This is a genomic window from Natronorubrum sediminis, assembly GCF_900108095.1.
GTDB classification, from domain to species: domain Archaea; phylum Halobacteriota; class Halobacteria; order Halobacteriales; family Natrialbaceae; genus Natronorubrum; species Natronorubrum sediminis.
In genome coordinates this window covers 86,235-111,397 of record NZ_FNWL01000005.1, presented here as the reverse complement: position 1 = coordinate 111,397, position 25,163 = coordinate 86,235, and the positions used below count along the sequence as shown (strand labels likewise).

Sequence of the window (25,163 nt, the reverse complement as noted above, 5' to 3'; positions counted from 1 at the left end):
AACCGACCGATCGAACGTCCGTCTCGGCTCCGGACGTACGGTTCGTCGACGACATTAGTCACCTCCGTCGGGATTCGCCTGCGCGCTCGAGTCGTTCGATCCGGTCGACTGAACGACCTTGTAGAGGATCATCGATGCGACGACGAACGACGAGCCGACGAGCAAGAGGACGCTCACAAGGTCGAGGGCGTCCGTCCCGAGCCAGTTCGCGAGTTCGCTGAGCGCGATTCCGACGCTGGCGAGGACCATCATGAGTCCGAAGTAAACGATCACATCGTCCTCGTCGACAATCGTCGTCGCCGCCGAGCCGATTCGGGCACCGAGGGCGCTGCCGACCAGCAACAGCGAGACGACCGTCAGGTCGACGCCGCCCGACATTCCGTACGTGAACGTCCCGAAGGCACCAGAGAACAGCCCGGCGAACAGGCTGGTCCCGACGGCGGCCGTCAGTGGCGTCCCGATCAGGTAGTAGATCGCCGGCATACGGATGAAGCCGCCACCGACGCCGATGAGCCCGGAGACGAGGCCGACGCTGCCGCCGGCGCCCGTGATCGTCCACACGGAGGCCCGACCCCCGGAGGTGAGAGAGATCATCGGTGGCACGTTGTACGACTGGATTTGCTGGCCGATTGCCGGGATCTCGTCGTCGCTTGCGTCGTTCTCGTTGTCATCGTCGTCACCGTCGTCGAGTTTGGCGGCGCGGCGCAGAAACAGCGCGCCGATTCCCGCCAGCAGGACGACGTAGGCAATTCCCGTGACGACGTTGGCAATTCCGATCGCCTCTAACCCGAAGACGAGTCGACTCCCGAGTTCGATCCCGATCGAGAGGACGACGAACAAGATCGCACCGAGTTTGTAGTCCACCTGACCGACGTCGTAGTGTTTCAACACGGCGATCACGGAGGTGCCAAAGTAAAACGCCAATCCGCTGCCGATCGCGACCGAAGCGGGGTAATCGAGGATCAACAGCGTCGGCGTGATCAGGAAGGACCCGCCCATCCCGAAGAAGCCGAAGAGAACCCCGACCATGAAGCCGAAGCTCACGAACAACACTATCAGCGCTAAACTGAGTCCCAGGAACTCCATCTATCGTGCGTTGGTGATCGTGTCGATCAGTGGCGTTGCAACTCGCTCGAGGGCCCCGTAGCCGGCGTAGAGGGCGACCGCCTGAACGAGGATGATTCCCACGAGGAGCGTTGCCTGTACGGGTGCTGAGAGCGCGCCGGCTTCGATCACGCGTCTCGCCCTCCGTTCGCGTTCGATAGTGTGCGGATCATGGAATGCTACTCGGTTCTTACTACCCGGAGTGACCGTATAACGCTTTTGGGACTGCCATACAATATTACTGCAGGATATGCCACTGCTATCCAACGAGAATATCTGCGTACGTTATGGAGATATAGCGCTGCGAACGTCGGTACGATTCGTGCTCGTTCGACGTGGTGCGCGCGGGATAAATCCGTCAGCAACCGGTGGCAAAAATACGGGCGTACATGTATCGAGAACGAACACCCACCGAATAGGGCTGTACGCAGGCATTGGACGGGCATTCGAACGAACGCGGCGGACCAAGTATTATTACCTTCAATCATTCCGCAGGAGTTAGAGACTAACCGATATTGGGTTCCCCAAACAATATTATACCGCGAATCCCTACGGACGGTATGAAAGCGGTACTCGCCACTGACCTCTCGGCCGCCAGCGAGGCGACAATCGAGAACGAGACCTGCCTCAAGTGTCTCAGCCGAATCGGGATCGAGGAGATCCATCTGGTGACGGTCGTTCCGTCGAACGTCCACGCCGGAATGCCGGGCATCGACTTCGAAAAGCGACGTCGGAAGTCGATCCGGAAGTACGAGCGCGTCATCGAAGCCGCCGGCTTCGACGTCGAGGTACACGTCGTTCGCGGAACGCCACACAGACGGATCCGGGGCATCGCCGAGACGATCGGTGCCAGCCTCACAGTCGTCGGCTCGCGAGGAAAGAGTCCACTCGAGAACCGGGTCATCGGGTCAACGGCCCGAAATCTCGCGCGGACGACGGAGACGCCCCTGATCGTCAATCGAATCGAGCGCGAGGCCGACGAGCCGTCCGTCGTTAGACAGCACCTCTTCCAGCGAATGCTTTACGCGACCGATTTCTCCGAAAACGCCCGAGACGCGTTCGAGACGTTCTCGTACCTGCGTCACGCGACACAGGAAGCGACGCTCGTTCACGTCGAGACGCCGAAGGACCCGGAGCCGACGGCGGACAACGACTCCGACGCCCGGCTATCCGAACTCGCAGCGAAACTCGAGGAATGGGATATCGAGACGCGAATCGAGGTTCGACAGGGCGATCCGGCCGACGAAATTCTCGCCGTCGAAGACGCCGTCGATCCGACGACGATCCTCGTCGGCTCACGAGGACACAGCCGACTTCGCAGGCTCTTACTCGGCAGCGTTTCGGAGGATCTCGTCGCTCGTGCGAACGGAAATGTGATGCTCGTTCCCCCGGCGTAACGTCCCGAGCGTTCGAGCGTTCGAGGCCAACGAACGTGTGGAGTTGGGTCCCTCGATTACCCGATCGTCAGGACGCGATCTGCCGACGTGACGACCTCGAGGAGATCCGTCATCGTCGACATCGGACAGTACTCGCTCTCCTCGCTATTGCGAATTTCCAGACACGTTCCACACGCCTGTAGGTCGCCTCCGGCATCGACGAACGCTTCCATTCGGTCGCGAACGTCGAATTGCTCGTCGGTGATCTCCTCGGCTTCGACACCCTCCCCGAGCAGGAACGCCGAAACGTCGTGGCCGTCCTCGAGCGCCGTAATCCCGAGTCGAAGTGCGTTCCACGCTCGTTCGGGGTCCGCCGTCTCGAGAACGATTCCAATGCTGTCGACCGATGAATCCGAAGCGGTTGACTCCATAGTAGTGTTTTATATCCACAATACAATAAAATACTCGGTGCGTCGAGAGCGCGGAATGGGCGACAGAACGCTCGAAAATGAGACGTCGAATCGCTGGTTCAGTCCGATTCAATCTCGATATCTCCGACCTGTGTCGATTCGTGATACGTACAGATGTAGACGGCCATCTCCTCGGAGGCGACGACGCCCTCGAGCGTCGTTTCCTCACCCTCTTCTTCGCCGTCGTCGCTCTGATAGTCTTCGACGATGTCGTCGTTTTCGTCCCGGATCTCGAGGTTGTGCGTGACGCCGTCCTCGTTGATCCACGTAAAGTCGTACTCGTTGTCTTCGATCAGCGTGATAGTCGGGTTATCTTCGCCGTCGATGATGTCGGGTTCGACGCCGGTCCACGCCTCGACACGTCCTTCGAAGTAAAACTCCTCGACGTCTTCCCAGTCGCCGTTGTCTGCACCGTTTTCGTCGTCGTTTCCGTTTTCGGGGTCGTCTCCGTTCTCCGTTTCCTCTCCCGGTCCCCCACACCCCGCAAGCGCCGTCAGACCGAGCGCACCAGCGGTTCGTACTACCATTCGACGCGATGATCGTTTGACCATTGGTGACAGAACACCGGCCTCAAAAATAAATGGCCGTTCAGAACGCAACTGACTATCCGATATTCGTGTAATGTACGGAAAGGGAGAAACCCATCTCGGCGTCAGTTACTCACCGAGAGCGGCCGACCCAAGGCAGTAAAACAGCGCCACCCAGCCGAGAGCGAGGCCAGCGATCACGACCAGAAAGTCCGCCAGACACGTCCCAACGATGACGCAGTACCCGATTCCGACGGTCAAGACTAGGAGCGAGAGACCGAACAACACGTAACACCGACGGTGGACTTTCGGATTCATACCGGGTCGTAGCACGAATGACGCTAAATAGGTACGACGGCGAATCGCTGAATTTTCGGAATTTCGACTGGAGGCCCGTTTATGCACGAAGGACCGGCGAACCCGTCCCACACTAACCGAGCGTCGTTCACTCGCGAGAACGAGTGTCGTGGTCGTGTCCGTCGTGAGTGTGGTCGTATCCATCGTGGCTGTGGCTTTGATCGTCGTCGTGCTCGTGGTGACGTTCGCCGTCGTGAGTGTGGTCGTGTTCGTGAGAACCGCCTCCGCGACGGACGAACTGCCCGGCAAACGCGCGGTCGACGACCTCCGAGAGCGCGGGATGGATGTGAACCGACTCGCGGATGTCCCAGACGGTCCCCGTCCCCGCGGTCATCGCGACGACGACCTCCTCGAGGAGGTTCGACGCCTCGGGTCCGAGGATGTGACAGCCCAGAATCTCCCCGTGCGGTTCGATGATCACTTTCACGAATCCCTCCGCCTTCATCGCGCTTCCACGAGCGGTGTCCTCGTAGCGATACGTACGCGACGCGTACTCTCGGCCGTCGTCCCGTAGATCTTGCTCTCGAGCGCCGACGCCGGCTACCTCGGGCGATCCGAAGACGGCGAAGGGAATTGCCGTGTAGTCGACTCGCTCGAGGTCGTCACCGAACAGGTTCCGGACAACAGTCTGGGCCTCGTGGTTCGCGTTGTGTTTGAGCAGGTACTCGCCGACGATATCCCCGAGTGCCCAGATACCCTCGGCCGTGGTGCGAAGGGACGCGTCGGTCTCGACGAAGCCGCGTTCGTCAGTTTCGACACCCGTCGCCTCGAGGTTCAACAGATCGGTGTTTGGCCGTCTGCCTGCCGCAACCAGTAGCGTGTCGCCAGTGACGGTCACGGGGTCGCGCTCGGCCTCGTCCGGTTCGTCCCACGCGGGTGGATACGGGCGGGCCTCGATCGAGAGGGTGCCGTCGGACTCCGAGACGCCGACGGCTTCGTACCCCGCGTGGACATCGAACCGGTCGGCGTAGCGGTCGGTGAACGCCGCACCGACCTCCTCGTCCGCCTCCGGGAGGAGGGTCCGGCGTCGCCCGACGATCGAAACGTCGCTCCCGAAGGTGCCAAAGAAGTGCGCGAGTTCGGCGGCGATGTACCCCCCGCCGACGATCACGAGTTCGTCGGGTGGCTCCTCGAGTTGTAACGCCTCCGTGCTCGTGAGGTAGTCGACGGCCTCGAGGCCGTCGATCGACGGAATCGCCGGCCGCGTTCCGGCCGCGATGAGGACAGTCTCCGCTCGAGCGCGCTTGCCCGTGTCGGGACCGTCGACGATTTCGATCGTCCTGTCGTCGACGAATCGCCCCTCGCCCTCGAGCAGCGTGTGCTGGCTCGAGGTCTGCAACCCGTGGTGGATCGAGTCGGCGCTCTCGGAAACGTCAGTGGTGACCTCGCGAACGATACCGGCGAAGTCGACACCGGCGATGTCGGCGTCGATTCCAAACTCGTCGGCGCGTTCGAGAGTCTGCAACACCTCCGCGTGGTACAGCAGCTTCTTCGAGGGGATACACCCGCGGTTGAGGCAGGTGCCTCCCAGCGGCCCCCGCTCGACGACCGCGACCGACTGGCCGCGGCGAGCGGCGGCGCTCGCGACGTCGAGCCCCGATCCAGAGCCAATGACGAGAAGGTCGAACTCCGAAACTCCAGCGTCCATACGCTCTCGACACCACCGTACTCTATTACCCTTTCACCGCTGGCAACGAGAAGCGACGATCTCGATCGGATTACCGTTCGGCGACGATGGCGAACGTCTCCGGGCGGTCGTGAACGCGCTCGACGCTGAAGCCTGCGTCCTCGAGTTGCCTCGAGACCTCGTCCGGGCCGAAGCGTTCGTCCATCGAGGGGCCCTCGTCGCCCGTTCCCGTCGCGGACCAATCGACGGTGACGAGTCGGCCGTCCGTGCGGATTACGCGAGCGAGTTCGGCCATCGTCTCGGCCGTGGCGTACTCGTGGTGAGTCATCGTCGAGAAGGCCCCATCCAGTTCGCCGTCGTCGAAGGGCAGCGAGTCGATGCCCGCCGTGACTAATTCGACGGTTTCTGGGACGCCCTCCTCGCGGTGGCGCTCGTGCATCTCCGCTTGAATGTCGACGCCGTAGAGCGTGTCGACGAACGGAGCGACGTCTCGCGAGTAAAAACCCGTTCCCGATCCCAAATCGGCGACGACAAGGTCAGCGTCAGCGTCAGCGTCGGCGTCGGCGTTGGTCCCGGCCTCGAGGCCGAGCATCTCGATCAGTTCCTCGCGCGAACAAAAGCGGTAGCGAGACGGGTCCTCGAGTTTGTCGGCGCGCTCGACGGGGAACGTGTGAAATCCCATGAGTACACTTTTGGGCGGAAAGCACAAGAGTGTGCGCTTTCGAGTTCGGTCGTTGCCTCCCGTTGTGCGAATCGTGGCGTTCGGTGCGAGAAATTCGTCTCAGGAGAGGTGGCCGGAAATCGGGCCACAAATCGATCTCAGTCGTCGAAGCGCAGCAGTCGAAGGCCAATCAGGCTGACAAGGACGGTCGATCCCTCGTGACCGACTACCGCGACCGGGAGGGGGATTCCTGCCGTGAGAATCGCGACGACCATGATCGCGATCGCGCCGAAGGCGATCGCGAAGTTGATGTAGAGGGTGCGACTGGTCTCTCGGCTGAGCGCGAAAGCGTACGGGAGCCGATCGAGTTTGTCGGACATGAGGACGATATCGGCCGTCTCGAGTGCCACGTCAGTTCCGGCACCCCCCATGCCGACGCTGATGTCAGCCGTCGCGAGTGCGGGGGCGTCGTTCACCCCGTCGCCGACCATCGCAACGGCCTCGTGGCGTTCTTGCATGCGTTCGATGTGCGTAACCTTCTCCTCGGGGAGCAACTCGGCGTACACCTCGTCGATGCCGAGTTCGTCGGCGATGTATCGGGCGACTCGTTCGTTGTCACCCGTGAGCATGACGATCTGGTCGATACCTCGTTCGCGAAGGTTGTCGATCATCTCGGCCGCGTCGGGGCGTATCGTGTCGGTGAACGCGAGCCACCCGAGGACGCAGCGGCGCTCGTCGGTTTCGCTGACGACGAGCACGCTCGTCTTGCCCGCCGACTCGAGATCCCGAACGGCCTCGAGTCCGTCCGCGAGGCCGTCGATTGGTCGATCGTCCAGTACGGTCTCGACGTAGCGGGGGTTCCCGATGTGGATCGTCCGCCCCTGAACCGTCGCGTGAACGCCTTTCCCGACGACGGCTTCGAACTCGGTCGCGACAGGAGTCTCGAGGTCACACTCCGCAGCGGCCTCGACGGTGGCCTCCGCGAGGTGGTGTTCGGAACGCGACTGGACGGCGGCCGCGACCGTCAGCAGTCGATCGTCGGTGAGCGAGCCGTCCTCGAGCAGTTCGTCGGCGACGAGTCCACCGTCGGTCGAGAGGCGGTCGCGGGCGTTCACGTCGGTCAGACGGGTGTTGCCCTCCGTCAGCGTCCCCGTCTTGTCGAACGCGATGGCGTCGACGGTGCCCGCCGTTTCGATATGTTCGCCGCCCTTGAACAGGACGCCCTGTCGGCCGCCGGCGGAGATGGCCGAGAGGACCGCCGCCGGCGTCGAGATGATCACCGCACAGGGCGAGGCGGCGACCATGAGCGTCATGGCTCGGTAGAACGTCGGCTCGAAGGCGTGATTCAGGAGGACGATCGGGAGCGCGATGGCGACCGCAGTCATCGCGAAGACGCCCAGCACGTAGGGCTGTTCGAATCGATCGATGAGTTGCTGGGTAGGGGCCTTCTTGCTCTGTGCCCGTTCGACCATGTGAATGAGCCGGGAGATAGCCGATTCCTGCGCGTGACGGGTCACCCGCACCTCGAGGCTGCCCGTCTCGTTTATCGTACCGCTGAACACCTCGTCACCCGGTTCTTTCGCCACGGGAACCGACTCGCCGGTGAGCGACGACTGATCGACCGTGCTCTGGCCGCTCTCGACGACGCCGTCGAGGGGCAGTCGGTCACCCGGACGAACGACGAACACGTCACCGATTTCGACGTCCTCGAGTTGGATCGTCTCTTCGACGCCGTCGCGGAGTATCCGTGCCGACTCCGGGCGCATTTCGATGAGCGACTTGATCGCCGTTCGCGAGCGACCGATCGCGTACTCCTCGAGGACCCCCGACAGCGAGAAGAGAAACAGTAACATCGCCCCTTCGAACGGCGCGCCGATGTAGAGTGCACCGAGGGCCGCGATAATCATCAAGAGGTCGATCTCGACCGCTGGCTCTCGAAGTGCTGCGATGGATTCTTTGAGTCCGTACCAGCCGCCGAACACGTAGGCACCCGCGTAACAGCCCCAGACGAACCACGGTGGGGCGTCGAACCAACTGCCAAGAAGGCCGCCCACCATCCCGACGAACGTGAGCGCGACGAATATCCCCTGCCGTCGAACGACGAGTCGTTCCGTCGGCCCCTGCCGTTCGGCGGTGGCCGACACGGAACGCACTGCTTCGTTCATTACCGGGATGTGTGATCTGTATCGGCTAAGCGTTTGTGTCGAATGCCACGGAGCCGGAATTCACCGCTATCGTAACCCGAATCCCCTCCGCCTCACGCGAAGGGAGGCTACTCACCGCGGCAGGTACCACGGTCCCGCACCTCGAGCGATGATTCGAGCGGTGCAAACACCGTTTTCCCGCTTATCGGCTCGAGGCGTGAGCACGACGGATGCGAACGTACTGGAGGAAACACCCGAGTGCACCGAGGAGCGCCACGAGTTCGTACGGCTGGTCGTGAAACGTCAACACGGCCGTCGCCACGACGAGCGCGCCGGAAACGACGGCGTACCCGGACGCTGGATCGCCATCGGGCGAGTCGTCTAAAGGCTGAGTTTTGACCACGAGTTCACCGCGCTCGAGTTGGCCGAAGACCGCGTCGAAGCGTGCCGGCGCGCGGGCAATGACGGGACCCGATTCGCGAAGGTCGTCTCCGACGTCCTCGAGCAACGTCCGGAACTCGCTCTCGAGGAATCCGTGGTCGACCAGAAACGACCGCGTGACACCGATAAAGTCGAACTCCGGATCGAGACTGCGACAGAGCCCTTCGCCGACGGTGCCGACCCGGATGAGCAACATCACGTTTGGCGGAATCCGAAACGGAAAGTCGTGGAGCATCGAGAGCAATTCTGTGATGATCAGCCGCCAGGTAATGTCCGAACGGCCCTCGAGGTTCTCGATCACGAGCTCGAGGACCTGCCGGACGGCGACTCGGTCGACGGTCGGGTCGAGGAGCTCGAGGGCGATGAGCGTGTTCAACAGCGCGTCGACGTCCCGACGGACCAGCGAGCGGTACAGATTCGTCAGATCGTCTTGTTCCTGTTGGGTGAGCCGCTGGCTCATCCCGTAATCGTAGATCACGACCCGCCCCTCGTCCGTTACGGCGAGGTTTCCGGGGTGGGGATCCGCGTGGAACACGCCGTCGACGAGTCCCATCTTCAGGTACGTCCGAGCGATCAGCGTCGCCAGTTCCGTCCGGTCGGTCTCGGCGCGTTCGACGGCCGCGTCGTCCGTAATCTTTCGGCCCTCGACGTACTCCATCGCGATCACCCGCTCGGAACACAGTTCGTCGTACGTCGCCGGGACGACGATTCGATCGTCCTCCGCGAAGTTCGATCCGATCGCGTCCATGATCTCCGCCTCGCGTTCGAAATCGAGTTCCTCGAGGATGATCGCCTCGAAGTCGTCCGCGACGTTCTCGAGTGAGTAGCGCTGGCGCTCGTCGGCGAACGTCGCGAGCAGCGGGACGAGCCCCCTGATGACGCGCAAGTCGCGTTCGATCTGTGCGGCGAGTCTCGGCCGGCGAACCTTGAGTGCGATTCGCTCGTCACTGCCCTCGTATGCCGCGGTGTAGACGAACGCGAGCGAGCCGCCAGCAACCGGTTCGACCGTCTCGAGGTCGAGTTCGTCGCCCAGTTCCGCCTCGAGGACGGACATCGGGTCGCCACCGGTGTTTTCTGGCACCTGATCCTGAAGCGTCGCGAACTGCTCGACGTACGTCGGGGGGACGATATCCGGCCGCGTCGAGAGTACCTGCCCGACTTTGATGAACGCGGGGCCGAGGTCGAGCATCGTTTCGGTGATTCGTTCGGCGCGATTTCGGTGGGTCGCCGTCGAGACTACTCGAGTGGACCCGAACAGCAGGAACCGACGTCGATCTCTGAGCAACGCGAGCGCGACCGGGAAGAATCGAACGAGGACCTGGAAATACCGCAGGTAGTAGCCCTTCATCGCGTCCGCCGGGCCGCGTACTCGATCGGTGGACGATCCATGTGAGAGGTATTCGAACGGAGCCTACAAATACGTCGGTGAACAGGAACGTCTCGGGAATCGTGGGGCGAAACGGAGAGCCGGTGGGAACAGAGGCGACGAACGACGGCCGACAGCCGACAGCCGACAGCCGACAGCCGACAGCCGACAGCCGACAGCCGACAACGGGGACCCGGCCGTCACTCCTCGGTTTCGCCGTCCACACCAGTCGATTCGGAGTCCGTCCGCGGCCCGGCCGCCGGCTGTGGTCCGCCGCCGGTCTGTGCCTCCTGTGCGTCGCCCCAGCCGCCGCTGTCGACCACTTCGAACAGTTTCCCCCAGTTCTCGTCATCGCCGCTCTCGGGGAGTTGATTTCGCAGCTGGTCGAAATCTGACGGCGGCACCTGCGACGCGACGAAGTCCACGATAATCCGCGAGTGATAGGCGGCTTCCGATTTGTCGGTTCGATCGCCCTCGCGGTCGCTCACCCTCGAGAGGAACTCCTGCCAGTCGAATCGCTGCCCGTGTTCGACCACTGCACCGGTCATGTACCACTTGATCTCGATCGGCAACGACGCCGCGAGGTCCCGGGCCGCGCCGTCGGGAATCCGCTCGCCGAGCGTCATGAGCGTCGCACGGATCGCGCGGACGGTTCGCCCGGTATCCGGTAGTTCGAGTCGGTGCTGTATTTCGCCGGTGAACTCGTCGAAGTTCATCGTACTAGCGTCGTCGTCGAGCACGGCCGTCAAGCTACAGGGCACTGGTTGCCGACAGAAACCGTCTCGAGTGACGACGGGTTCAGCGGAAGACGACGACGCGAGGGGTCGCGGCGGTCGGTCGTCCGGCGGGTGCGTCGATCCAGTCGACGGTCGAGAACGAATCAATCTGCGCCCGCAGGAGTCGTCTCGGACGCAGCGCGCTGACTGCGCCAGTACCCCTGAAGGTACGCGCCGACGAACATGCCGGCCAGCGCCCAGAGGATCGTGACGTTACCGACGCCGAGGCTGGCGTAGGCCGCGCCGGGACAGATGCCCGACAGCCCCCAGCCGACGCCGAAAATCGCGCCGCCGATTAGGACGTTGCGGTCGAACGACTTCAGTCGTCGGCCGTAGGTGTCGCCCGTCAGGGGCGCGCGGTCGAACAACCGCGGCACCAGCGCGAAGGCGATGCCGGTGATGACCGCCGCGCCACCCATGACGAACAGCAGTCCGAAGTCCTCGAACTGCAGGAAGTTCAGGACGACCTCGGGGCGGGCCATGTGACTGAAACCGAGGCCAAAGCCGAAGATCAGGCCGCCGACGAAGATCAACGGCATGAACAGCGGGTGTCGGTCCGCCATGGTTATGGACTCACCCCCAGTGCCATCACGATCTGTGCCGTCCCAATCGCCACGATCAGGAACGTCATCACGCCGACGATCGACGTCTTCGAGGCCGAGCCGACGCCACAGACGCCGTGGCCCGACGTACAGCCCTTTCCGATTCGGGTGCCGATTCCGACGAGGATTCCCCCGAGGAACAGCCGCCACGGCTGCACGTCGGTCAGCCAGACGGTGATCCCGCCGACTTCGTGCAACTGGCCGGTCGTGCCGGACTCGTAGAGCCCACTCGAGACCACTCCGGACTGGAACGTCAGCGCGTAGACGAACGCGCCCGCGATGATACCGAGCGTAAAGACGATCCGCCAGTCACGCGAGGCGCGATAACGCTGGAAGCGCGATTGGTCCGAGACGTACGACAGCGTCGACTCGAGGAACGTGCTCGCGCCGGCCGTAATGCCCGTGCCGAGGTAGATGACGACGGCACCGAGGCCGACGAGCACTCCCCCGACAGCGTAGCGACTGATCCCGACGGGGAACAGCGTCTCGTACAGCGCGGGTGCGAAGAGTTCAGTTACCATTCGACTGGTGGAAGGTGGTGTTAGTCACCGGCCAGCGACTCCTGGCTGGCGGCGCAGTTGTTCGGGCCGAGTTCGAGTTCGAACGCTTCCTCGTCGCCGGTCTCTTGCTGGCCGAGGTTCGTCGCGATGATCTCTTCGTAGTTGGCCGGACGGGGCGGCATGTCCGAGAGGATCAACTCGACGAACTCGTCTTCGTCCATCGTCAGAGCGGCCATGTCATCCTCGAGCTGACCGATCTGCGCCGTGTACGTGCCGTCTTCGGCGGGAGCGGCCGCGTCGCTGAAGTGAGCGCCGCCGACGAGCGTTTCGTCGGGCAGCGAAAGCACGCGCTCCTGCAGGGACTCGTAGAGCTGTTTGGCGGCGTCTTCGGCGCCCTCGTCACCCTCTTCGAGGTCGGGGCGGGCGACGCTCTCGACGAACAGGCCGTCGCCGGTCGCGAGCAGCGAGTCGTCGATCAGATACGAGGTCATCCCGGACGTGTGACCGGGCGTGTAAACCGTCTCGATGGTGGCGTCGCCGACCTGGAACTCGTCGCCGTCGTTGGTCACCGTCACGTCGTCGGCGTAGGTGACGCCGCGGTCGGCTGCGGCCGCGGGAATGACGCCCTCGACGCCCTCCTCGGCGAGGTTTCGAACACCCGAGATGTGATCCGCGTGGATGTGCGTGTCGATCGCGTATTTCAGGTCGACGTCGAGGTCGTCGGCGTCCTCGAGATAGCGGTCGGTAAACGCGCGCAGCGGGTCGATGACGGCCGCTTCGTCGCCGTCGTGGACGAAGTAGCCGAGACAACCCGAGGAGGGACGCTGGTACTGATAGAGCGTCCCCGCGCCGTCGTAGCGTTCGACCTCGACGGCCTCGTAGATGCGCGCCCAGCCGTTCATCCCCTCCTCGAGGTGGTTGACGTCGTAGCCTGCTTCTTTGAGCGAACCGGCGACGAATTCGCTGGCGCCGCCTTTCGCACAGAGGACCGTGATTTCACGGTCGTCCGGAACTCGTGCAAGAATCTCGTCGTCGACCTCTTCGTCCAAAAAGTGGAAGTATGGGACGTTAATCGACGAAACTGTCTCGCCGTCGATGCGCCACTCCTCGTAGTCCGACTCCATTCGAGCGTCGAGAAGCGTTACGTCCTCACCCGCGTCGATGCGCCCTTTGAGCTCGGATGCCGTCACCGATTCGACGTCGACATCCGCCACTGGAAAGTCCATATCGTCCATGTTGTTCACGACAGAGTACCGTCCGCGAGCACTTAAGAGTTTGCAAGGTATCCCACCTATTGCACAATACCCTTGGGATCGCAAATCGGTATAGTGTACAATCAGAGCCATAAGAAGCGCAATTTGGCAAGCCAGGGGATATCCAACCGGACACAGATGATTGTTCACTGTGCAATAGCGACATCCTTTTATGGTCGGCCGCAATATTGTGTAGTAGCTCCAATACAGAGCAGAGAAACAACCCATGAGTTCAGAATACGAGACCACGGAGACGCTCGACGTGAAAGGACAGTCGTGCCCAATGCCCATCGTCAAAACCAAACAAGCGATCGACGATCTCGAGGGCGGCGCTGTTCTCGAGGTACTGTCAACCGATTCGGGCAGCATGAGCGACATTCAGGGCTGGGCCGACGGCACCGACGGAGTCGAACTCCTCGAGCAGGTCGAGGACGGAGACCTCTACATCCACTACGTCGAGAAGGCACCGTAACATGAGTACGGACGAACCGGTGACGACGACCGACGAGACCGAGACCGGCGCAGAGCTCGACCCCGCCGAGTTAGCGGAACTTCGCGAACGAGTCGACGAACTCGAGGCGTCGATGGCCGACAGAGACGACGGTGACGGACAGAAGAAGATGGTCATCGTCGCCACGCAGGGAAGTTTCGATATGGCGTACCCGCCGTTGATCCTCGGGAGCACGGCCGCCGCGTTCGGCTGGGAGGTCATCGTCTTCCACACGTTCTGGGGACTCGACATTCTCCACGAGGAGAAATCGAAGAACCTCAAACTGAGTGCCGTCGGCAACCCGAACATGCCGGTTCCGAACGCGCTCGCCGCGATTCCCGGCATGGACCGCATGGCCACGCGAATGATGGAAAAAAAGATCGACGAGAACGGCACGGCCACCATCGAGGAACTCATCGACCTCTCACTCGAGAGCGGCGTCGACCTTCAGGCGTGCCAGATGACGATCGAACTGATGGACTACGACGAGGAGGACTTCTACGACGGCGTCACGACGGGCGTCGGTGCGGCCACCGCGTTACAGCATATGGCCGAATCCGATATTCAGCTGCTGGTCTAATGGCCCGTCCGCGTTCGTCCGTGAGAGCGTTCGTACGCAGAGACGAACCCCAATACAGTATCAGGTGAAAGCTACTCTGTGGAGGAACTGACCACGCTGGCTTCTTGATTCGTCTCGAGTTCGATACCACCAGTGAGAGTCGTATGAGCGTACGGCATATCAATTCCTTCAGCATCGAAGCGCTGCTTTACTGCTTCACGAAACGCAGCTTCGATTGCGGCAGCGCTGTGTTTGCGAGGCTCGATCCACACACGACCAGTAAGCACAACAGCTGAATCACCCAATTCTGTGACTGGGGCTGCAGGTTCGGGATCAGCAAGAACACCCTCGATACTCGAAGCCGTATCGATGACCGCTCCACGTGCGGTTGTGATATCGTCATCGTAGCTAATTCCGAAGTCACAGGAGACACGAAGCGTCTCGTTGGCAACGGGATTCGTAACGACGGACGTAGCGAGTTGGTTGTTTGGAACCGTCACGAGTTCGTTATCGAACGTCTCAACCTGTGTCACACGGAGGTTGATCTTTTTGACGATTCCCTCGTTTCCGTCCCACTCGATCCAGTCGCCTACTTTGAATGGTTCGTCTTTGATAATGAAGACACCAGAAACAAAGTTGCTGATTAAATCCTGTGCAGCGAAACTGAGTCCGAGTGCTAACGCACCAGCGAGTGTCGCAAAGGCAGTCAAAATGGCACCGAAGCCGGCGACGGTGGCCGCTACTGCGATCGCTGCAACTAAGACCAGCGTACTGACAACACTGACTGCAAGGCTGACAAGCCCCGTTTTCAGCCCACGTGATTGGAGCGATTGTTCTGTTGCTCTGACGAGTACCTTTTTGCCGAGATAATACGTTATAGCAAACATCAGAACGAACAACAGTACGGTTGTTGCTGCACTGATGAGGGCCGGTCCGTACTGATCTACGAACTCGCTACCACTTGTTGGAACTCCAGACTGGAGTATCAGAAGGTCTATCATAGACGCCTTTTATAATGACTCCCCAATCAAAGTGCCGATTTGTCATTTTGAAATCGTTATTTAGACAAATGTGAACAATCACATCACTCGATAGATAAATATGAATAGTATCTCCAGATGATGAGTGTGCTATTCCAAAATCAGATGTCGTATCGAACACGTCATTGGCTACGTTAGAGTCCAATATCTCCTCCACCAAGATCGTCTATGTTGCCAATATCGAGTTGTGAGAATAACTCCTGCCTTTTCTCTTCGGGAAGGTTTTCGATTAGGTTCCGTAGGTCGTCTACCTCTACGTCTTCTGGGTTAGGCAAGTCACTGCTCATAGTCTGTCCCTCCACAGTATGGCCCCTTCGTAGGACTATAACGATGTTCCATGCAAAAAGAACCGTAGAAAGATTCGATGGCAACCCTCACCTAGACGGTGGCATACACGATAACGCAACCCAATGGTTATTGGGCTGCCAGCCCTGGGTACGACAATGAACGTGCTGGCACTCACACCCCTCCAACTCGAGGACCCGCTGTTCGTCGGTGGCTCACTCGTGCTCGCACTCGTCGTCATCACCATCTGGCAGATGGTCGAGATCGTCGACGCGTACAACCGGGGTGCGCTGACGGTTTTCGGAGAGTACAGAAAGTTGCTCGAGCCGGGATTGAACATCGTCCCGCCGTTCGTCTCGCGAGTGCATACGTTCGATATGCGAACGCAGACGATCGACGTCCCCAGTCAAGAGGCAATTACGCGCGACAACTCGCCCGTCACGGCTGACGCCGTCGTCTACATCAGAGTGATGGACGCGAAACGCGCGTTCCTCGAGGTCGACGACTACAAACGAGCCGTCTCGAATCTCTCACAGACGACCCTGCGTGCAGTCATTGGGGACATGGAACTCGACGACACGCTCAGTCGCCGCGAACGAATCAACGAGCGAATCCGGCAGGAACTCGACGAACCCACCGACGAGTGGGGGATCCGCGTCGAGAGCGTCGAGGTCCGCGAAGTGACGCCGTCCCAGGGCGTCAAAGGCGCGATGGAAGAACAGACCTCCGCCGAGCGACGCCGACGGGCGATGATCCTCGAGGCACAGGGTGAACGCCGCAGCGCCGTCGAAAAGGCGGAAGGTGACAAACAGAGTGAGATCATCCGCGCACAGGGTGAAAAACAGAGCCAGATCCTCGAAGCCCAGGGTGACTCGATCTCGACCGTGCTTCGCGCACGGTCCGCCGAATCGATGGGCGAACGCGCGATCATCGACCAGGGTATGCAGACCCTCGAAGAGATCGGAGCCAGCGAGTCCACGACGTTCGTCTTGCCACAGGAGCTGTCGTCGATGCTCGGGCGCTACGGCAAGCACCTCGCGGGCAGCGACGTCCAGGAGGCCGGCACAGAACTCGAGAGTCTCGAGTTCGACGAGGAGACGCGCGAACTGATCGGGCTCAACGACATCGCCGAAATCGTCGGCGAGATCGAAGAGACCGAAATCGACGTCGAGGCGATGGAAGAGGAAGCACAGGCGATCAAAGAAGGCGAAGATATGGGCGACGCAGAGCCAGCGGCATCGGCGACGGAGATCGAACCCGAACCCGACGTCGAGGAGGCCGACGACCAGGCGTCGAATCGGTAAGCGAGAGAACGGTATCTCCTGGAACCCAAATTCCTCAGAACACCTGCGTGAGCGTCGACCAGAGACCGAGCGAGTGGGCCCTCGAGTGTTCGACGTCGACGCGGAACTCCCGATCGTCGTCGAGCGTGATCGCGATTCGGTCGAACGTCGCCACGTACCGCGCCGTCTGGTGGCGACCACGTCGCACGCCAGCCGTTTCGCTCACCAACTCGGCATCTGTCAACCGATCCAATTTTCGATACGCCGTCGAGAGCGGCAACTCGGCTTCGTCTGCAATCTCGGAGGCTGTCTTTGGCTCCTCGAGTATCGCGATGATCGCCCGGCAGTCGGCGTCGTCGAGGACGCCGATAACCCGCTCGGTGTCGGGTGTCTCGCCGGACGCGGAGTACTCGAGTGACATTTACTGCGAGCACGTTAGGATCGAAGCCCTAAGATTCGTTTGGTCGGTAGCGCCAGCAGGCGTGTTCGAATTGTCAACGTGTTTGCCAGTATGACGATGTGGCCACCTACAAATACACTGGACGCAACTGTCCGACTATGAGCGACGAACAGTCTGCTGATTCGGTGATCGACCAGACGCCGGGCCAGGGGCGAACACCCGAAGCTGAATCGATCGAACCCGACGCACCCGACGAGTTCGGCCTCGTGCAAGTCTGGTGGGGCGACGGCAAAGGAAAGACGACGGCCACACTCGGTATGGGTGTCCGCGCCGCCGGACACGGTTATCGAGTTCACGTCCTTCAGTTCATGAAAGGCGGCGCCTCGAGCGTCGAGGCCGTCCGCGGCGAGTATAACGCCATCGAGGCCCTGCCCGGCATCAGCTACGAGAACCTCGGTCACTACGGCTGGCACGGAATGGCCGACGGCAGCGATGAAGCAGACCACGAACGAGAGGCTCGAGCCGGCTTCGAGCGTGCCCTCGAGTTGCTCGAGGGGGCGACCGAAGCGGATCTCTCCGAACCACTCGACCTCGACGCACCACCCGAAACGGGTGCTCACATGCTGATTTTAGACGAAATTCTCTACGCCGTCGACCGTGACCTGCTCAGCGAGGCGGACGTCCACGACCTGCTCGACGCGAAGCCGGACGGCCTCGAGCTCGTCCTCTCCGGAAGCCACAGCGAACCAACCTACCTGACGGAGCGCGCCGATCTGGTCACCAACGTCAGAAAGGTGAAACACCCGATCGACGACGGCCAGCGTGCACGACAGGGGACCGAGTTTTAGGCACTCCTTTCAATTCGCGGTGCCCAGTCGGTGGCTCAGTGTCCGGGTATGGCGCTCGAGTACTCCGCATCTCCCCCTCTGCTATCCCGCATCTCCCTCTACCGGAGTGGGAACTTCACCCACCATATATACGGTTGCTGACCGAATGTTCGTCCATGCACCTCTTGGTTCCGATGGACGACTCCGAACCGGCACAGGACGCGCTCGAGCACGCCGTAACGATGTTTCCGGACGCTGAAATCACCGCGCTGAACGTCGTCAACCCCTCGGCGTCGATGTACGGCGGCGACGCAGCGTACAACATCGAACGAGTGCTCGAGTTAGAAGAGGAAAACGCCGAGAACCTCCTCGAAAGCGCTCGGTCGGTCGCCGAGGAGCGCGACGCGACGATTTCGACCGAAACCGTCCGGGGCACTCCGGCGAGACGTATCGTCGAGTTCGCCGAGGAGGAGGCTGTCGACCAGATTGTGATCGGTAGCCACGGCCGTTCCGGCGTCTCTCGCGTTCTCCTGGGGAGCGTCGCCGAGCAAGTCGTTCGTCGCTCGCCGGTACCGGTGACGGTCGTCAGATAGACAGGCCGGTCGACACCTCACACGCACGGCCTTCCCTACGTATGAGAGGAAGTCCCCACGTGTGAGGGGGAATGGAGAGATTATCCCGCGACTGAAGCGACGCTACTCCGATACACTGTTACATGGCCGTCGAAGGCATTGGACTTGTTATCGTTGCAGGGCTCTTCACGGCTGTCGTCTGTGGAGTCGGAACGCTCCCGTTTTTCGTCGTCGACGAGATCAGCGACAGGGTGACCGTCGTTCTCTGGGGACTCGCGGGCGGTATCATGCTGTTCGCGTCGCTGTTCGGCTTCGTCGTCGAAGGTCTCGAGGAGGGATCGCTCGTGCAGGTCGGTGCTGGCCTCGCCGTCGGCATCGGCCTCGTCATCGTCGCCGATCGAGTTATCGCGAATCACGAGTTCGAACCACGAGACATGCCTGACGCCGACTTCAAAAAGCTCGTCCTCATCGTCGGCGTGTTAACAGTTCACAGCTTTCCGGAGGGCGTCGCCCTCGGTGTCGCGTTCGCCGATCTGGGGGTCGACGGCGACCTCGTCCTCGCCGGACTCGCCGTGCCGGGCCTCGCCGTCTTTATCACGGTCGCGATTTCGATCCAGAACATCCCCGAAGGCCTCGCCGTCGCGATTCCCTTACACAGCTACGGTCTCCCCAACTGGAAGCTCTTCGGCTGGGCCGTCTTCTCGAGTCTCCCCCAACCCGTCGCAGCGGGAATCGCGTACGTCTTCGTCACCGTCGCGCGGGATTTCTTGCCGTTCGGCTTCGGATTCGCCGCGGGGGCGATGATCTACCTCGTGCTCCACGACATCTTCCCGGAGGGGCTCGCCTACGGCGAGGATCTGCCCGGAAACGGTCGCCGAGAGTTACTGGTCGGCGTCGTCCTCGGCGTCGTGATCATGCTCCCGGTCATGTTGCTTACAGGCTGAGTGCAGACTCGAGAGACGACCCGTGCCGACGCTTCGGGGGATATCGAGGGATCGATCGTCGGAGAATCCCATGCCAGCACAATTATTACCAGCCGTGGCGAATGTTCGGAAAATCGATGAGTGTGATACAGGTCGACGGGTTGGCGAAGTCCTACGGAACTGTCGATGCGGTAGACGAAATGGCGTTCGCCGTCGAGCGGGGCGAACTCTACGGCTTTCTCGGACCAAACGGGGCCGGAAAGACGACGACAATTCGCGTGCTCACGGGCCAGATTCAGCCGGATTCGGGGACGGTCAGCGTGCTCGGAACCGACCCCACTGCAGAACCGATCGAAACCCGACACCGGGTCGGCATCCTCCCCGAACAGGGCTCCCCGCCGAGTTTCCTGACGCCACGGGAGTTCCTCGAGTTCGTCGGCGACGTGCGCGGACTCGAGCCCGACAGAGTCGCCGAACAAACGGCTCGCTGGGCCGAGCGACTCGGGTTCGAGAGCAAACTCGACACGCTCCACACGGACCTCTCGCGGGGGCAACAACAGAAGGTGATGATCTCGCAGGCGTTCCTCCACGAACCCGACGTCGTCTTCATCGACGAACCCCTCGCGAATCTCGATCCACTCGTCCAGGAACAGGTCAAACGGTTCCTCGTCTCCTACGCGGCCGGCGACAACGCCGTCTTCGTCTCGACGCACAACATCGACGTCGCGGAAGAAATCTGCACGCGCGTCGGCATCGTCACCGACGGCCGCATCGTCACCGAACGCTCGCTCGAGGGCGATTCGAGCGCTGACAGCGTTGACTGCGAGCCACTCGGCGACGACTCGCTCCTGGACGTCTTCCTCGAGCGCGTCGAGGGCGAGGACGTTCGCGACGCACCGTCGCTCGAGGGACTCGAAGCGCCCGCCAAAAGATGACGGGACCCCCACAGCAGCAGATCGCCCGACGCGAGGCGACCTCCCGACGCGGAACGACCGCGTGGCGACTGTTCGCGACGCTTCTCAGGGAGGAGTGGCGACTCCACACCCAGCTGTTTGGCGGCTGGCGCTTCGCGCTCTTTCCGGCCGTCATCGGCGTTCTCGCCGTCAGTGCGACGATCGCGCTACTCGAGACGGGCACCGCAGCCGGGACGGTCGTCACCGGCCTCCACGTGCTCGCACTCGGCTTCGGGCTCTACAGCGGGACCGCCGGCTTCGCCGGTTCGGACATGCTCGAGAACGTGTTCGGACGGCTCTCGCTCGTGTTATCGACGTCGACGACGCTTCCTCTTTCGCGGCGACGACTGCTCGGCATCTTCCTCCTCAAAGACGGATTGTTCTACGCGGTCGCGTTCGTGCTGCCGATGGCGCTCAGCAACGCCGTGCTGGTCGGTACTCCCGGCGAAGCGCCCCTCGCCGTGGCCGCGATGTGGCTCTCGCTCACGCTCACGTTTGCGGCCGGCATGGCCCTGACCGTCGCGATGATCGCCGTTCGAACGCAGGGCGTGCCGACGTGGGCGATCGGCGGCGCTGGGATCCTCGGCGTCGTCGGTCTCTGGGCCGGTGGACTCAGTGGTACCGTCTGGAACGTGTTCGTGCCACTCGAGGGCACGCTGCTCGGTGCCGGCGGTCTCGCCGCGGGTGTCGTCCTCGTCAGCGTCGGTTCGCTCGCGCTGTACGATCCGACCTACGGACGGCCCTCGAGAACCGCCGGTGATCGGTTCGCACGCCTAAGCGACGCGTTGCCGTTGCGCGCCGACAACACGCGGGCGCTCGTCTCGAAGACGCTGCTCGACCTGGCCCGGTCGTCCGGCGGCGTCGCGAAGCCGTTCGTCTCGGCGACCATCCTCCTCGCGCTCGTCGCCGCGCTCGTCGGCGTCGTCGACTCGATCACCGGCATCGCCCCCGCACCCGGTATCTTCTTCGGCGGCGTGCTCGGACTGACGGCCTTTACGACCTACAACTGGCTAACCCAGTTCGACTCGCTCGAGGCGTACCTCGCCTACCCCGTCTCGATCTCGGACGTGTTCCGGGCGAAGCGAATCGCGTTCGTCGTCGTCGGCGCGCCGACCGTCGCCGTGCCGTACCTCGCGGCCGTACTCTGGTTCGACGCGACGCTCGTCGACGCCGTCGTCGGTTCGATTTTGCTCGCAGGCTACGCGCTGTACTACTACGGCCTGACGGTCTATATCGCCGGCTTCGATCCGAACGAGTTCCTCTTCGACGCCGTTCGCTTCTCGCTGTTTACCCTCGGCGTCGGCATCGCGCTCGTCCCGACACTCGTCGCCGGGTTCGTCGTCGTTCCGCCGACTGGATCCGTCGCGCTCGTGTTGGGAGTCGCGGGCGTCGGGTTCGGCGCAGTCGGTATCATGCTCTCGAGTCGCGCCGGACCGCGATGGGAGAAACGGACTCGAGTCGGCGAGTGAGGCCGCGCGTACGGGTTGAATCGACCGACGTCGGTCGCTCGCGTTCGAAAGCTGCCTTCACCTGCAAGCCGTATCGAAACGAGCCAAACTGATGATCTGTTCCGTATGAAGGTTGTCTACAAACCAGGTAACACCTACGAGGAGATCAACTGCTTCGACTTTCGAGAGTACGAACAGGGCGTCGTCCTCCACAACGAAGAAGGGTACAACATCGGCTACGTCCCACACGACATTCTGAGCCACATCGAACCACACGACGGCGAGCGACTCGAGTTCGAAGACGGACAGCCGCCGGAACCCGACGCTGACGACGAATACGACGAATACGACGAATAGAACGAGGAGTGATCGGTGGGGCGAGGCCCCAACGATACGTCGAGATCGAAACGACATTTCGAGGTCCTAAACGAGGCTCGCTCGAGCGGAACCGATAGGACGATACCACATCACGGGTGAGTATCGTCCACGCGGATGTCACGAACCCTTCTCGTCGCCGGGACGGCGAGCCACGTCGGCAAGTCTACAATCGCCGCCGGTCTCTGTCGATTGCTCGCCGATCGAGGCGTCTCGGTCGCCCCCTTCAAGGGACAGAACATGAGCAACAACGCCCGCGTCGTCGTTCGAGCCGAAGGCGCGTCGGACGAGACCGCTAGTCGGCCCGTCGAGACACAGCAGGGCCAGCAGTCACAGCAGGGACAACGAGAACAGCAGCCACAGCAGAGACAGCAGCCACAGCGGGAACAGCAGGGCCAGCAGGGACAGGGTGGAACGCAGGCTCAGCGTGACCAGTGGGGAGAGATCGGCGTTTCGCAATTCGTTCAGGCTCGAGCGGCCCGGATGACGCCCACGACGGACTGCAACCCGGTGTTGCTCAAACCTCGCGGCGACGGCGAAAGTCAACTCGTCGTACAGGGGGTGGCCCACGAGCACGTCCCGGCCGGCACCTACTACGACGACTACTGGGAAGACGCGCGCGCCGCGGCCGAACGCTCCTATCGCCGCCTCGCGAGCGAACACGAGGTCGTGATCGCGGAAGGAGCTGGGAGCATCGGCGAGATCAATCTCCACGATCGCGACCTCGCGAACGTCGAGACGGCGCAGTTTGCCGACGCCGATATTCTCCTGCTCGTCGACATCGAACGCGGCGGGGCGTTCGCCAGCCTCTATGGCACCATCGAACTCCTGCCCGACTCGCTTCGCGAGCGGGTCGTCGGCGCGGTCATCACCAAATTCAGAGGCGATCCATCGCTGCTCGAGCCCGGAATCGAGGAAATCGAAGCGAAAACCGGCGTGCCAATTTTGGGCGTCGTTCCTTACGACGATCCGGGCCTGCCAGAAGAAGACAGCGTCGGGCTTCCAGCGACGGACGAACGCGGTTTGCTCGGCGACGACGACGGCGTTCCGGCGGACCGACGGCTCAGAGTCGCTGTCCCTCGCCTTCCCCGGATTTCCAACGCGACGGACCTCGAGGCGCTGGCCGACGAACCGGGCGTTTCCGTCGCGTTCGTGCCGCTCGAGGAGCGTGCAGTCGAGGACGAACTCGCAGACGCCGACGCCGTCGTGTTGCCAGGGTCGAAAAATACCGTCGACGACCTTCACAGACTCCACGACGTGGAATTCGGAGTCGCACTCGAGCGTTTCGACGGGCCGATCGTCGGTCTCTGTGGGGGCTACCAAATGCTCGGCGAACGGATCACGAACGCATCGCTCGAGGGCACCGGGACGGCCGACGTCGTCGACGGGTTCGGGCTACTTCCAGTCGAGACTGAATTCGAGGCGGGAAAACACCTCGAGCAAACGGCTCTCACCGTCGACGGCGACGGATCAAGGCTTCTCGACGGCGTCGACGGGCCGGCATTGGGGTACGAGATCCACGCCGGACGGACGCGCGTAACAGCACCCGTGGGCCAACCGATCGGCGACTCGAGTGCCGCGCAGGGATCGGTTCTCGGCACGTATCTCCACGGTCTCTTCGACAACGAGTCGGTTCGATCGGCATTCCTTTCGGCGGTGGCCGAGGACGCCGGTATCGACCGGCAGATGAGGATGGCTGCCGACGACGAATCCGGTGGAGATTCGGCTGGCACGAACGGGTCGACACCTTACGGCCAGGCTGCGACACTCGTGGAAGAACACATCGACCTCGAGGCACTCGGCGAACCGTTCGATCGGTAACCCAAGAGCGGTCGAGCACGCTCTACCCCACCAACAGTGGCTCTATCCCCTCTGACAGCGGCTCTGTCCCTCTGACAGTGACTCTACCCCCTCCAACAGTAACGATCCACCTTCAACAGTAACGATCGTCGAATTCGAAGCGCTACTCCGATCTCTGGCTCCCGAATGTGTTACCCGTAATACAACACCGGGTGAGCTGGAAAGAACTACCTGCAAATTTATTATTTATCAGGAGCTACTACCATGCGCAATGGCAGACGAATCCGAAATCCGCGAGCAAATGGTCGATGCATTCGAAGAAGCTGATTACCCAATCTCGAGTCCAATGGACCTCGTCCCGGCCCTGCCGAACGGCCCAGGGACGAAATTCGAGTCGGGAGATTTCTCGATGACTGCGATGGAACTGAACACGAAGACCTCGGGCGGTGAATTCCCGTACGACGACGCCGAGTCGTTCGTCGACGACATCATCGAGGACCTCAAAGAACAGGGCGAACTGTAGTTCGGCGGCGACGCCGCCACACCACGATCCGACACCGGTTTTAGCGGGGACGGTCGCCACTTGGAACAACACCTCGAGTTCGAGGTACTTGCCGTGAGTACGACCAGCTACGTGCTCGCACCGATTCGGACCCGAGAAACGATATTTTGACTGTGGAGAAGGGGGTTCACTGCAGGGAGTCGCGAGTGTCGTCCCTGGCACTCAGGCGGCCGATCTACCGTCACACATTGTACACAGTGTGGAATGTGTGAGAAGTGGAACGGTGTAGAATGCGGAGACGGTGCGTCACGTAACACACCACGGGGGAGATGACGAGATCGTGTCACCTGGGATTTATACACCACTTCAGACAAGAGTAGTTGTCACATATCGACCATACATACTGTTAGCTACCGCCGGGCGAAAATTCACCAGCAGTGTCGGTGTTGGAGAGAGTATGGACCAGTAGGCTTTTATTCTGATGCACCATTTGCTCAGAAAG

General features: G+C 61.7%; 28 protein-coding genes. 12 read left to right on the top strand and 16 right to left on the bottom strand.

The window, feature by feature from the left end:
- Positions 1-54 precede the first annotated feature (54 nt).
- On the bottom strand, positions 55-1,086 hold the full coding sequence (locus tag BLW62_RS16880; RefSeq protein ID WP_090508207.1) for a sulfite exporter TauE/SafE family protein: 1,032 nt from the start codon (positions 1,084-1,086) through the stop codon (positions 55-57).
- Positions 1,087-1,236 carry a DUF7512 family protein gene (locus tag BLW62_RS18840; protein WP_175459787.1) on the bottom strand — a complete coding sequence of 50 codons (150 nt, stop codon included), beginning with the start codon at positions 1,234-1,236 and terminating at the stop codon, positions 1,087-1,089.
- Positions 1,237-1,664: 428 nt separating this feature from the next.
- On the opposite strand from BLW62_RS18840, the gene BLW62_RS16875 reads away from it, so the two are divergent.
- Positions 1,665-2,501 (top strand): universal stress protein, encoded by an 837-nt coding sequence (locus tag BLW62_RS16875; protein ID WP_090508206.1) that lies wholly within the window; start codon positions 1,665-1,667, stop codon positions 2,499-2,501.
- Between the two features lie 56 nt (positions 2,502-2,557).
- Here the strand turns inward: BLW62_RS16875 and BLW62_RS16870 are convergent, their stop codons facing one another.
- From BLW62_RS16870 to BLW62_RS16820, 11 genes are all read right to left on the bottom strand, one after another.
- Positions 2,558-2,911, bottom strand: a complete 354-nt coding sequence (locus tag BLW62_RS16870; protein WP_175459786.1) for a DsrE family protein — start codon at positions 2,909-2,911, stop codon at positions 2,558-2,560.
- Between the two features lie 98 nt (positions 2,912-3,009).
- Positions 3,010-3,477 (bottom strand): PKD domain-containing protein, encoded by a 468-nt coding sequence (locus BLW62_RS16865; protein WP_245726740.1) that lies wholly within the window; start codon positions 3,475-3,477, stop codon positions 3,010-3,012.
- A gap of 129 nt (positions 3,478-3,606) precedes the next feature.
- Positions 3,607-3,795: a hypothetical protein gene (locus BLW62_RS16860; RefSeq protein ID WP_090508204.1), complete on the bottom strand. Its 189-nt coding sequence runs from the start codon at positions 3,793-3,795 to the stop codon at positions 3,607-3,609.
- 127 nt (positions 3,796-3,922) lie between these two features.
- Entirely contained in the window at positions 3,923-5,482 is a 1,560-nt protein-coding gene (locus tag BLW62_RS16855; RefSeq protein WP_090508203.1) for a dihydrolipoyl dehydrogenase, read from the bottom strand.
- Positions 5,483-5,552: 70 nt separating this feature from the next.
- Positions 5,553-6,143, bottom strand: coding sequence for a class I SAM-dependent methyltransferase (locus tag BLW62_RS16850; protein ID WP_090508202.1), 591 nt, complete (start codon positions 6,141-6,143; stop codon positions 5,553-5,555).
- Positions 6,144-6,280: 137 nt separating this feature from the next.
- Complete coding sequence (locus BLW62_RS16845) at positions 6,281-8,287, bottom strand: heavy metal translocating P-type ATPase (RefSeq protein WP_090508201.1); 2,007 nt, start codon at positions 8,285-8,287, stop codon at positions 6,281-6,283.
- Positions 8,288-8,468: 181 nt separating this feature from the next.
- Complete coding sequence (locus tag BLW62_RS16840; protein ID WP_090508200.1) at positions 8,469-10,055, bottom strand: ABC1 kinase family protein; 1,587 nt, start codon at positions 10,053-10,055, stop codon at positions 8,469-8,471.
- A 218-nt stretch (positions 10,056-10,273) separates the two neighbouring features.
- Positions 10,274-10,789 carry a DUF2267 domain-containing protein gene (locus tag BLW62_RS16835; RefSeq protein WP_090508318.1) on the bottom strand — a complete coding sequence of 172 codons (516 nt, stop codon included), beginning with the start codon at positions 10,787-10,789 and terminating at the stop codon, positions 10,274-10,276.
- A gap of 164 nt (positions 10,790-10,953) precedes the next feature.
- Positions 10,954-11,388, bottom strand: a complete 435-nt coding sequence (locus BLW62_RS16830) for a YeeE/YedE family protein (RefSeq protein WP_090508317.1) — start codon at positions 11,386-11,388, stop codon at positions 10,954-10,956.
- A gap of 26 nt (positions 11,389-11,414) precedes the next feature.
- Positions 11,415-11,972, bottom strand: coding sequence for a YeeE/YedE family protein (locus BLW62_RS16825; RefSeq protein WP_090508199.1), 558 nt, complete (start codon positions 11,970-11,972; stop codon positions 11,415-11,417).
- Between the two features lie 20 nt (positions 11,973-11,992).
- Complete coding sequence (locus BLW62_RS16820) at positions 11,993-13,186, bottom strand: MBL fold metallo-hydrolase (RefSeq protein WP_090508198.1); 1,194 nt, start codon at positions 13,184-13,186, stop codon at positions 11,993-11,995.
- Between the two features lie 244 nt (positions 13,187-13,430).
- Between BLW62_RS16820 and BLW62_RS16815 the strand changes: the two genes are divergently transcribed.
- Together BLW62_RS16815 and BLW62_RS16810 are read left to right on the top strand one after the other, a co-directional pair.
- On the top strand, positions 13,431-13,676 hold the full coding sequence (locus BLW62_RS16815; protein ID WP_090508197.1) for a sulfurtransferase TusA family protein: 246 nt from the start codon (positions 13,431-13,433) through the stop codon (positions 13,674-13,676).
- A 1-nt stretch (position 13,677) separates the two neighbouring features.
- Positions 13,678-14,274: a DsrE/DsrF/DrsH-like family protein gene (locus BLW62_RS16810; protein ID WP_090508196.1), complete on the top strand. Its 597-nt coding sequence runs from the start codon at positions 13,678-13,680 to the stop codon at positions 14,272-14,274.
- A 71-nt stretch (positions 14,275-14,345) separates the two neighbouring features.
- Here BLW62_RS16810 and BLW62_RS16805 read toward each other — a convergent pair whose 3' ends face one another.
- Positions 14,346-15,254 (bottom strand): mechanosensitive ion channel family protein, encoded by a 909-nt coding sequence (locus tag BLW62_RS16805; RefSeq protein ID WP_090508195.1) that lies wholly within the window; start codon positions 15,252-15,254, stop codon positions 14,346-14,348.
- 173 nt (positions 15,255-15,427) lie between these two features.
- Positions 15,428-15,580: a hypothetical protein gene (locus tag BLW62_RS18835; protein ID WP_175459785.1), complete on the bottom strand. Its 153-nt coding sequence runs from the start codon at positions 15,578-15,580 to the stop codon at positions 15,428-15,430.
- A gap of 156 nt (positions 15,581-15,736) precedes the next feature.
- Between BLW62_RS18835 and BLW62_RS16800 the strand changes: the two genes are divergently transcribed.
- Positions 15,737-16,882, top strand: coding sequence for an SPFH domain-containing protein (locus BLW62_RS16800; RefSeq protein ID WP_090508194.1), 1,146 nt, complete (start codon positions 15,737-15,739; stop codon positions 16,880-16,882).
- 34 nt (positions 16,883-16,916) lie between these two features.
- Here the strand turns inward: BLW62_RS16800 and BLW62_RS16795 are convergent, their stop codons facing one another.
- Positions 16,917-17,282 (bottom strand): winged helix-turn-helix domain-containing protein, encoded by a 366-nt coding sequence (locus tag BLW62_RS16795; RefSeq protein ID WP_090508193.1) that lies wholly within the window; start codon positions 17,280-17,282, stop codon positions 16,917-16,919.
- 137 nt (positions 17,283-17,419) lie between these two features.
- Between BLW62_RS16795 and BLW62_RS16790 the strand changes: the two genes are divergently transcribed.
- From BLW62_RS16790 to BLW62_RS16755, 8 genes are all read left to right on the top strand, one after another.
- Entirely contained in the window at positions 17,420-18,109 is a 690-nt protein-coding gene (locus BLW62_RS16790; RefSeq protein ID WP_090508192.1) for a cob(I)yrinic acid a,c-diamide adenosyltransferase, read from the top strand.
- Positions 18,110-18,264: 155 nt separating this feature from the next.
- Entirely contained in the window at positions 18,265-18,681 is a 417-nt protein-coding gene (locus tag BLW62_RS16785; RefSeq protein ID WP_090508191.1) for a universal stress protein, read from the top strand.
- A gap of 122 nt (positions 18,682-18,803) precedes the next feature.
- Positions 18,804-19,604 (top strand): ZIP family metal transporter, encoded by an 801-nt coding sequence (locus tag BLW62_RS16780; protein ID WP_090508190.1) that lies wholly within the window; start codon positions 18,804-18,806, stop codon positions 19,602-19,604.
- A gap of 116 nt (positions 19,605-19,720) precedes the next feature.
- Positions 19,721-20,518 (top strand): ABC transporter ATP-binding protein, encoded by a 798-nt coding sequence (locus BLW62_RS16775; protein WP_090508316.1) that lies wholly within the window; start codon positions 19,721-19,723, stop codon positions 20,516-20,518.
- Positions 20,515-22,005, top strand: a complete 1,491-nt coding sequence (locus BLW62_RS16770) for a hypothetical protein (RefSeq protein ID WP_090508189.1) — start codon at positions 20,515-20,517, stop codon at positions 22,003-22,005. Before BLW62_RS16775 ends, BLW62_RS16770 begins: the two co-directional genes overlap by 4 nt.
- 105 nt (positions 22,006-22,110) lie before the next feature.
- On the top strand, positions 22,111-22,341 hold the full coding sequence (locus tag BLW62_RS16765; RefSeq protein WP_090508188.1) for a hypothetical protein: 231 nt from the start codon (positions 22,111-22,113) through the stop codon (positions 22,339-22,341).
- Positions 22,342-22,476: 135 nt separating this feature from the next.
- A complete protein-coding gene (locus tag BLW62_RS16760; RefSeq protein ID WP_090508187.1) occupies positions 22,477-24,180 on the top strand; it encodes a cobyric acid synthase in 1,704 nt (567 codons plus the stop codon).
- Between the two features lie 250 nt (positions 24,181-24,430).
- Positions 24,431-24,682 carry an MTH865 family protein gene (locus tag BLW62_RS16755; RefSeq protein ID WP_090508186.1) on the top strand — a complete coding sequence of 84 codons (252 nt, stop codon included), beginning with the start codon at positions 24,431-24,433 and terminating at the stop codon, positions 24,680-24,682.
- Positions 24,683-25,163 lie beyond the last annotated feature (481 nt).

Excerpts from the sequence above, each read along its gene's own strand:
- BLW62_RS16880 (WP_090508207.1), bottom strand. The coding sequence starts at position 1,086 with ATGGAGTTCCTGGGACTCAGTTTAGCGCTGATAGTGTTGTTCGTGAGC.
- BLW62_RS16805 (WP_090508195.1), bottom strand. The coding sequence starts at position 15,254 with ATGATAGACCTTCTGATACTCCAGTCTGGAGTTCCAACAAGTGGTAGC.
- BLW62_RS16825 (WP_090508199.1), bottom strand. The coding sequence starts at position 11,972 with ATGGTAACTGAACTCTTCGCACCCGCGCTGTACGAGACGCTGTTCCCC.
- BLW62_RS16765 (WP_090508188.1), top strand. The coding sequence starts at position 22,111 with ATGAAGGTTGTCTACAAACCAGGTAACACCTACGAGGAGATCAACTGC.
- BLW62_RS16800 (WP_090508194.1), top strand. The coding sequence starts at position 15,737 with ATGAACGTGCTGGCACTCACACCCCTCCAACTCGAGGACCCGCTGTTC.
- BLW62_RS16785 (WP_090508191.1), top strand. The coding sequence starts at position 18,265 with ATGCACCTCTTGGTTCCGATGGACGACTCCGAACCGGCACAGGACGCG.
- BLW62_RS16840 (WP_090508200.1), bottom strand. The coding sequence starts at position 10,055 with ATGAAGGGCTACTACCTGCGGTATTTCCAGGTCCTCGTTCGATTCTTC.
- BLW62_RS16830 (WP_090508317.1), bottom strand. The coding sequence starts at position 11,388 with ATGCCGTTGATCTTCGTCGGCGGCCTGATCTTCGGCTTTGGCCTCGGT.
- BLW62_RS16870 (WP_175459786.1), bottom strand. The coding sequence starts at position 2,911 with ATGGAGTCAACCGCTTCGGATTCATCGGTCGACAGCATTGGAATCGTT.
- BLW62_RS16875 (WP_090508206.1), top strand. The coding sequence starts at position 1,665 with ATGAAAGCGGTACTCGCCACTGACCTCTCGGCCGCCAGCGAGGCGACA.
- BLW62_RS16775 (WP_090508316.1), top strand. The coding sequence starts at position 19,721 with ATGAGTGTGATACAGGTCGACGGGTTGGCGAAGTCCTACGGAACTGTC.
- BLW62_RS18835 (WP_175459785.1), bottom strand. The coding sequence starts at position 15,580 with ATGAGCAGTGACTTGCCTAACCCAGAAGACGTAGAGGTAGACGACCTA.
- BLW62_RS16865 (WP_245726740.1), bottom strand. The coding sequence starts at position 3,477 with ATGGTAGTACGAACCGCTGGTGCGCTCGGTCTGACGGCGCTTGCGGGG.
- BLW62_RS16795 (WP_090508193.1), bottom strand. The coding sequence starts at position 17,282 with ATGTCACTCGAGTACTCCGCGTCCGGCGAGACACCCGACACCGAGCGG.
- BLW62_RS16860 (WP_090508204.1), bottom strand. The coding sequence starts at position 3,795 with ATGAATCCGAAAGTCCACCGTCGGTGTTACGTGTTGTTCGGTCTCTCG.
- BLW62_RS16815 (WP_090508197.1), top strand. The coding sequence starts at position 13,431 with ATGAGTTCAGAATACGAGACCACGGAGACGCTCGACGTGAAAGGACAG.
- BLW62_RS16755 (WP_090508186.1), top strand. The coding sequence starts at position 24,431 with ATGGCAGACGAATCCGAAATCCGCGAGCAAATGGTCGATGCATTCGAA.
- BLW62_RS16780 (WP_090508190.1), top strand. The coding sequence starts at position 18,804 with ATGGCCGTCGAAGGCATTGGACTTGTTATCGTTGCAGGGCTCTTCACG.
- BLW62_RS16855 (WP_090508203.1), bottom strand. The coding sequence starts at position 5,482 with ATGGACGCTGGAGTTTCGGAGTTCGACCTTCTCGTCATTGGCTCTGGA.
- BLW62_RS16820 (WP_090508198.1), bottom strand. The coding sequence starts at position 13,186 with ATGGACGATATGGACTTTCCAGTGGCGGATGTCGACGTCGAATCGGTG.
- BLW62_RS16810 (WP_090508196.1), top strand. The coding sequence starts at position 13,678 with ATGAGTACGGACGAACCGGTGACGACGACCGACGAGACCGAGACCGGC.
- BLW62_RS16835 (WP_090508318.1), bottom strand. The coding sequence starts at position 10,789 with ATGAACTTCGACGAGTTCACCGGCGAAATACAGCACCGACTCGAACTA.
- BLW62_RS16760 (WP_090508187.1), top strand. The coding sequence starts at position 22,477 with ATGTCACGAACCCTTCTCGTCGCCGGGACGGCGAGCCACGTCGGCAAG.
- BLW62_RS16850 (WP_090508202.1), bottom strand. The coding sequence starts at position 6,143 with ATGGGATTTCACACGTTCCCCGTCGAGCGCGCCGACAAACTCGAGGAC.
- BLW62_RS16845 (WP_090508201.1), bottom strand. The coding sequence starts at position 8,287 with ATGAACGAAGCAGTGCGTTCCGTGTCGGCCACCGCCGAACGGCAGGGG.
- BLW62_RS16790 (WP_090508192.1), top strand. The coding sequence starts at position 17,420 with ATGAGCGACGAACAGTCTGCTGATTCGGTGATCGACCAGACGCCGGGC.
- BLW62_RS16770 (WP_090508189.1), top strand. The coding sequence starts at position 20,515 with ATGACGGGACCCCCACAGCAGCAGATCGCCCGACGCGAGGCGACCTCC.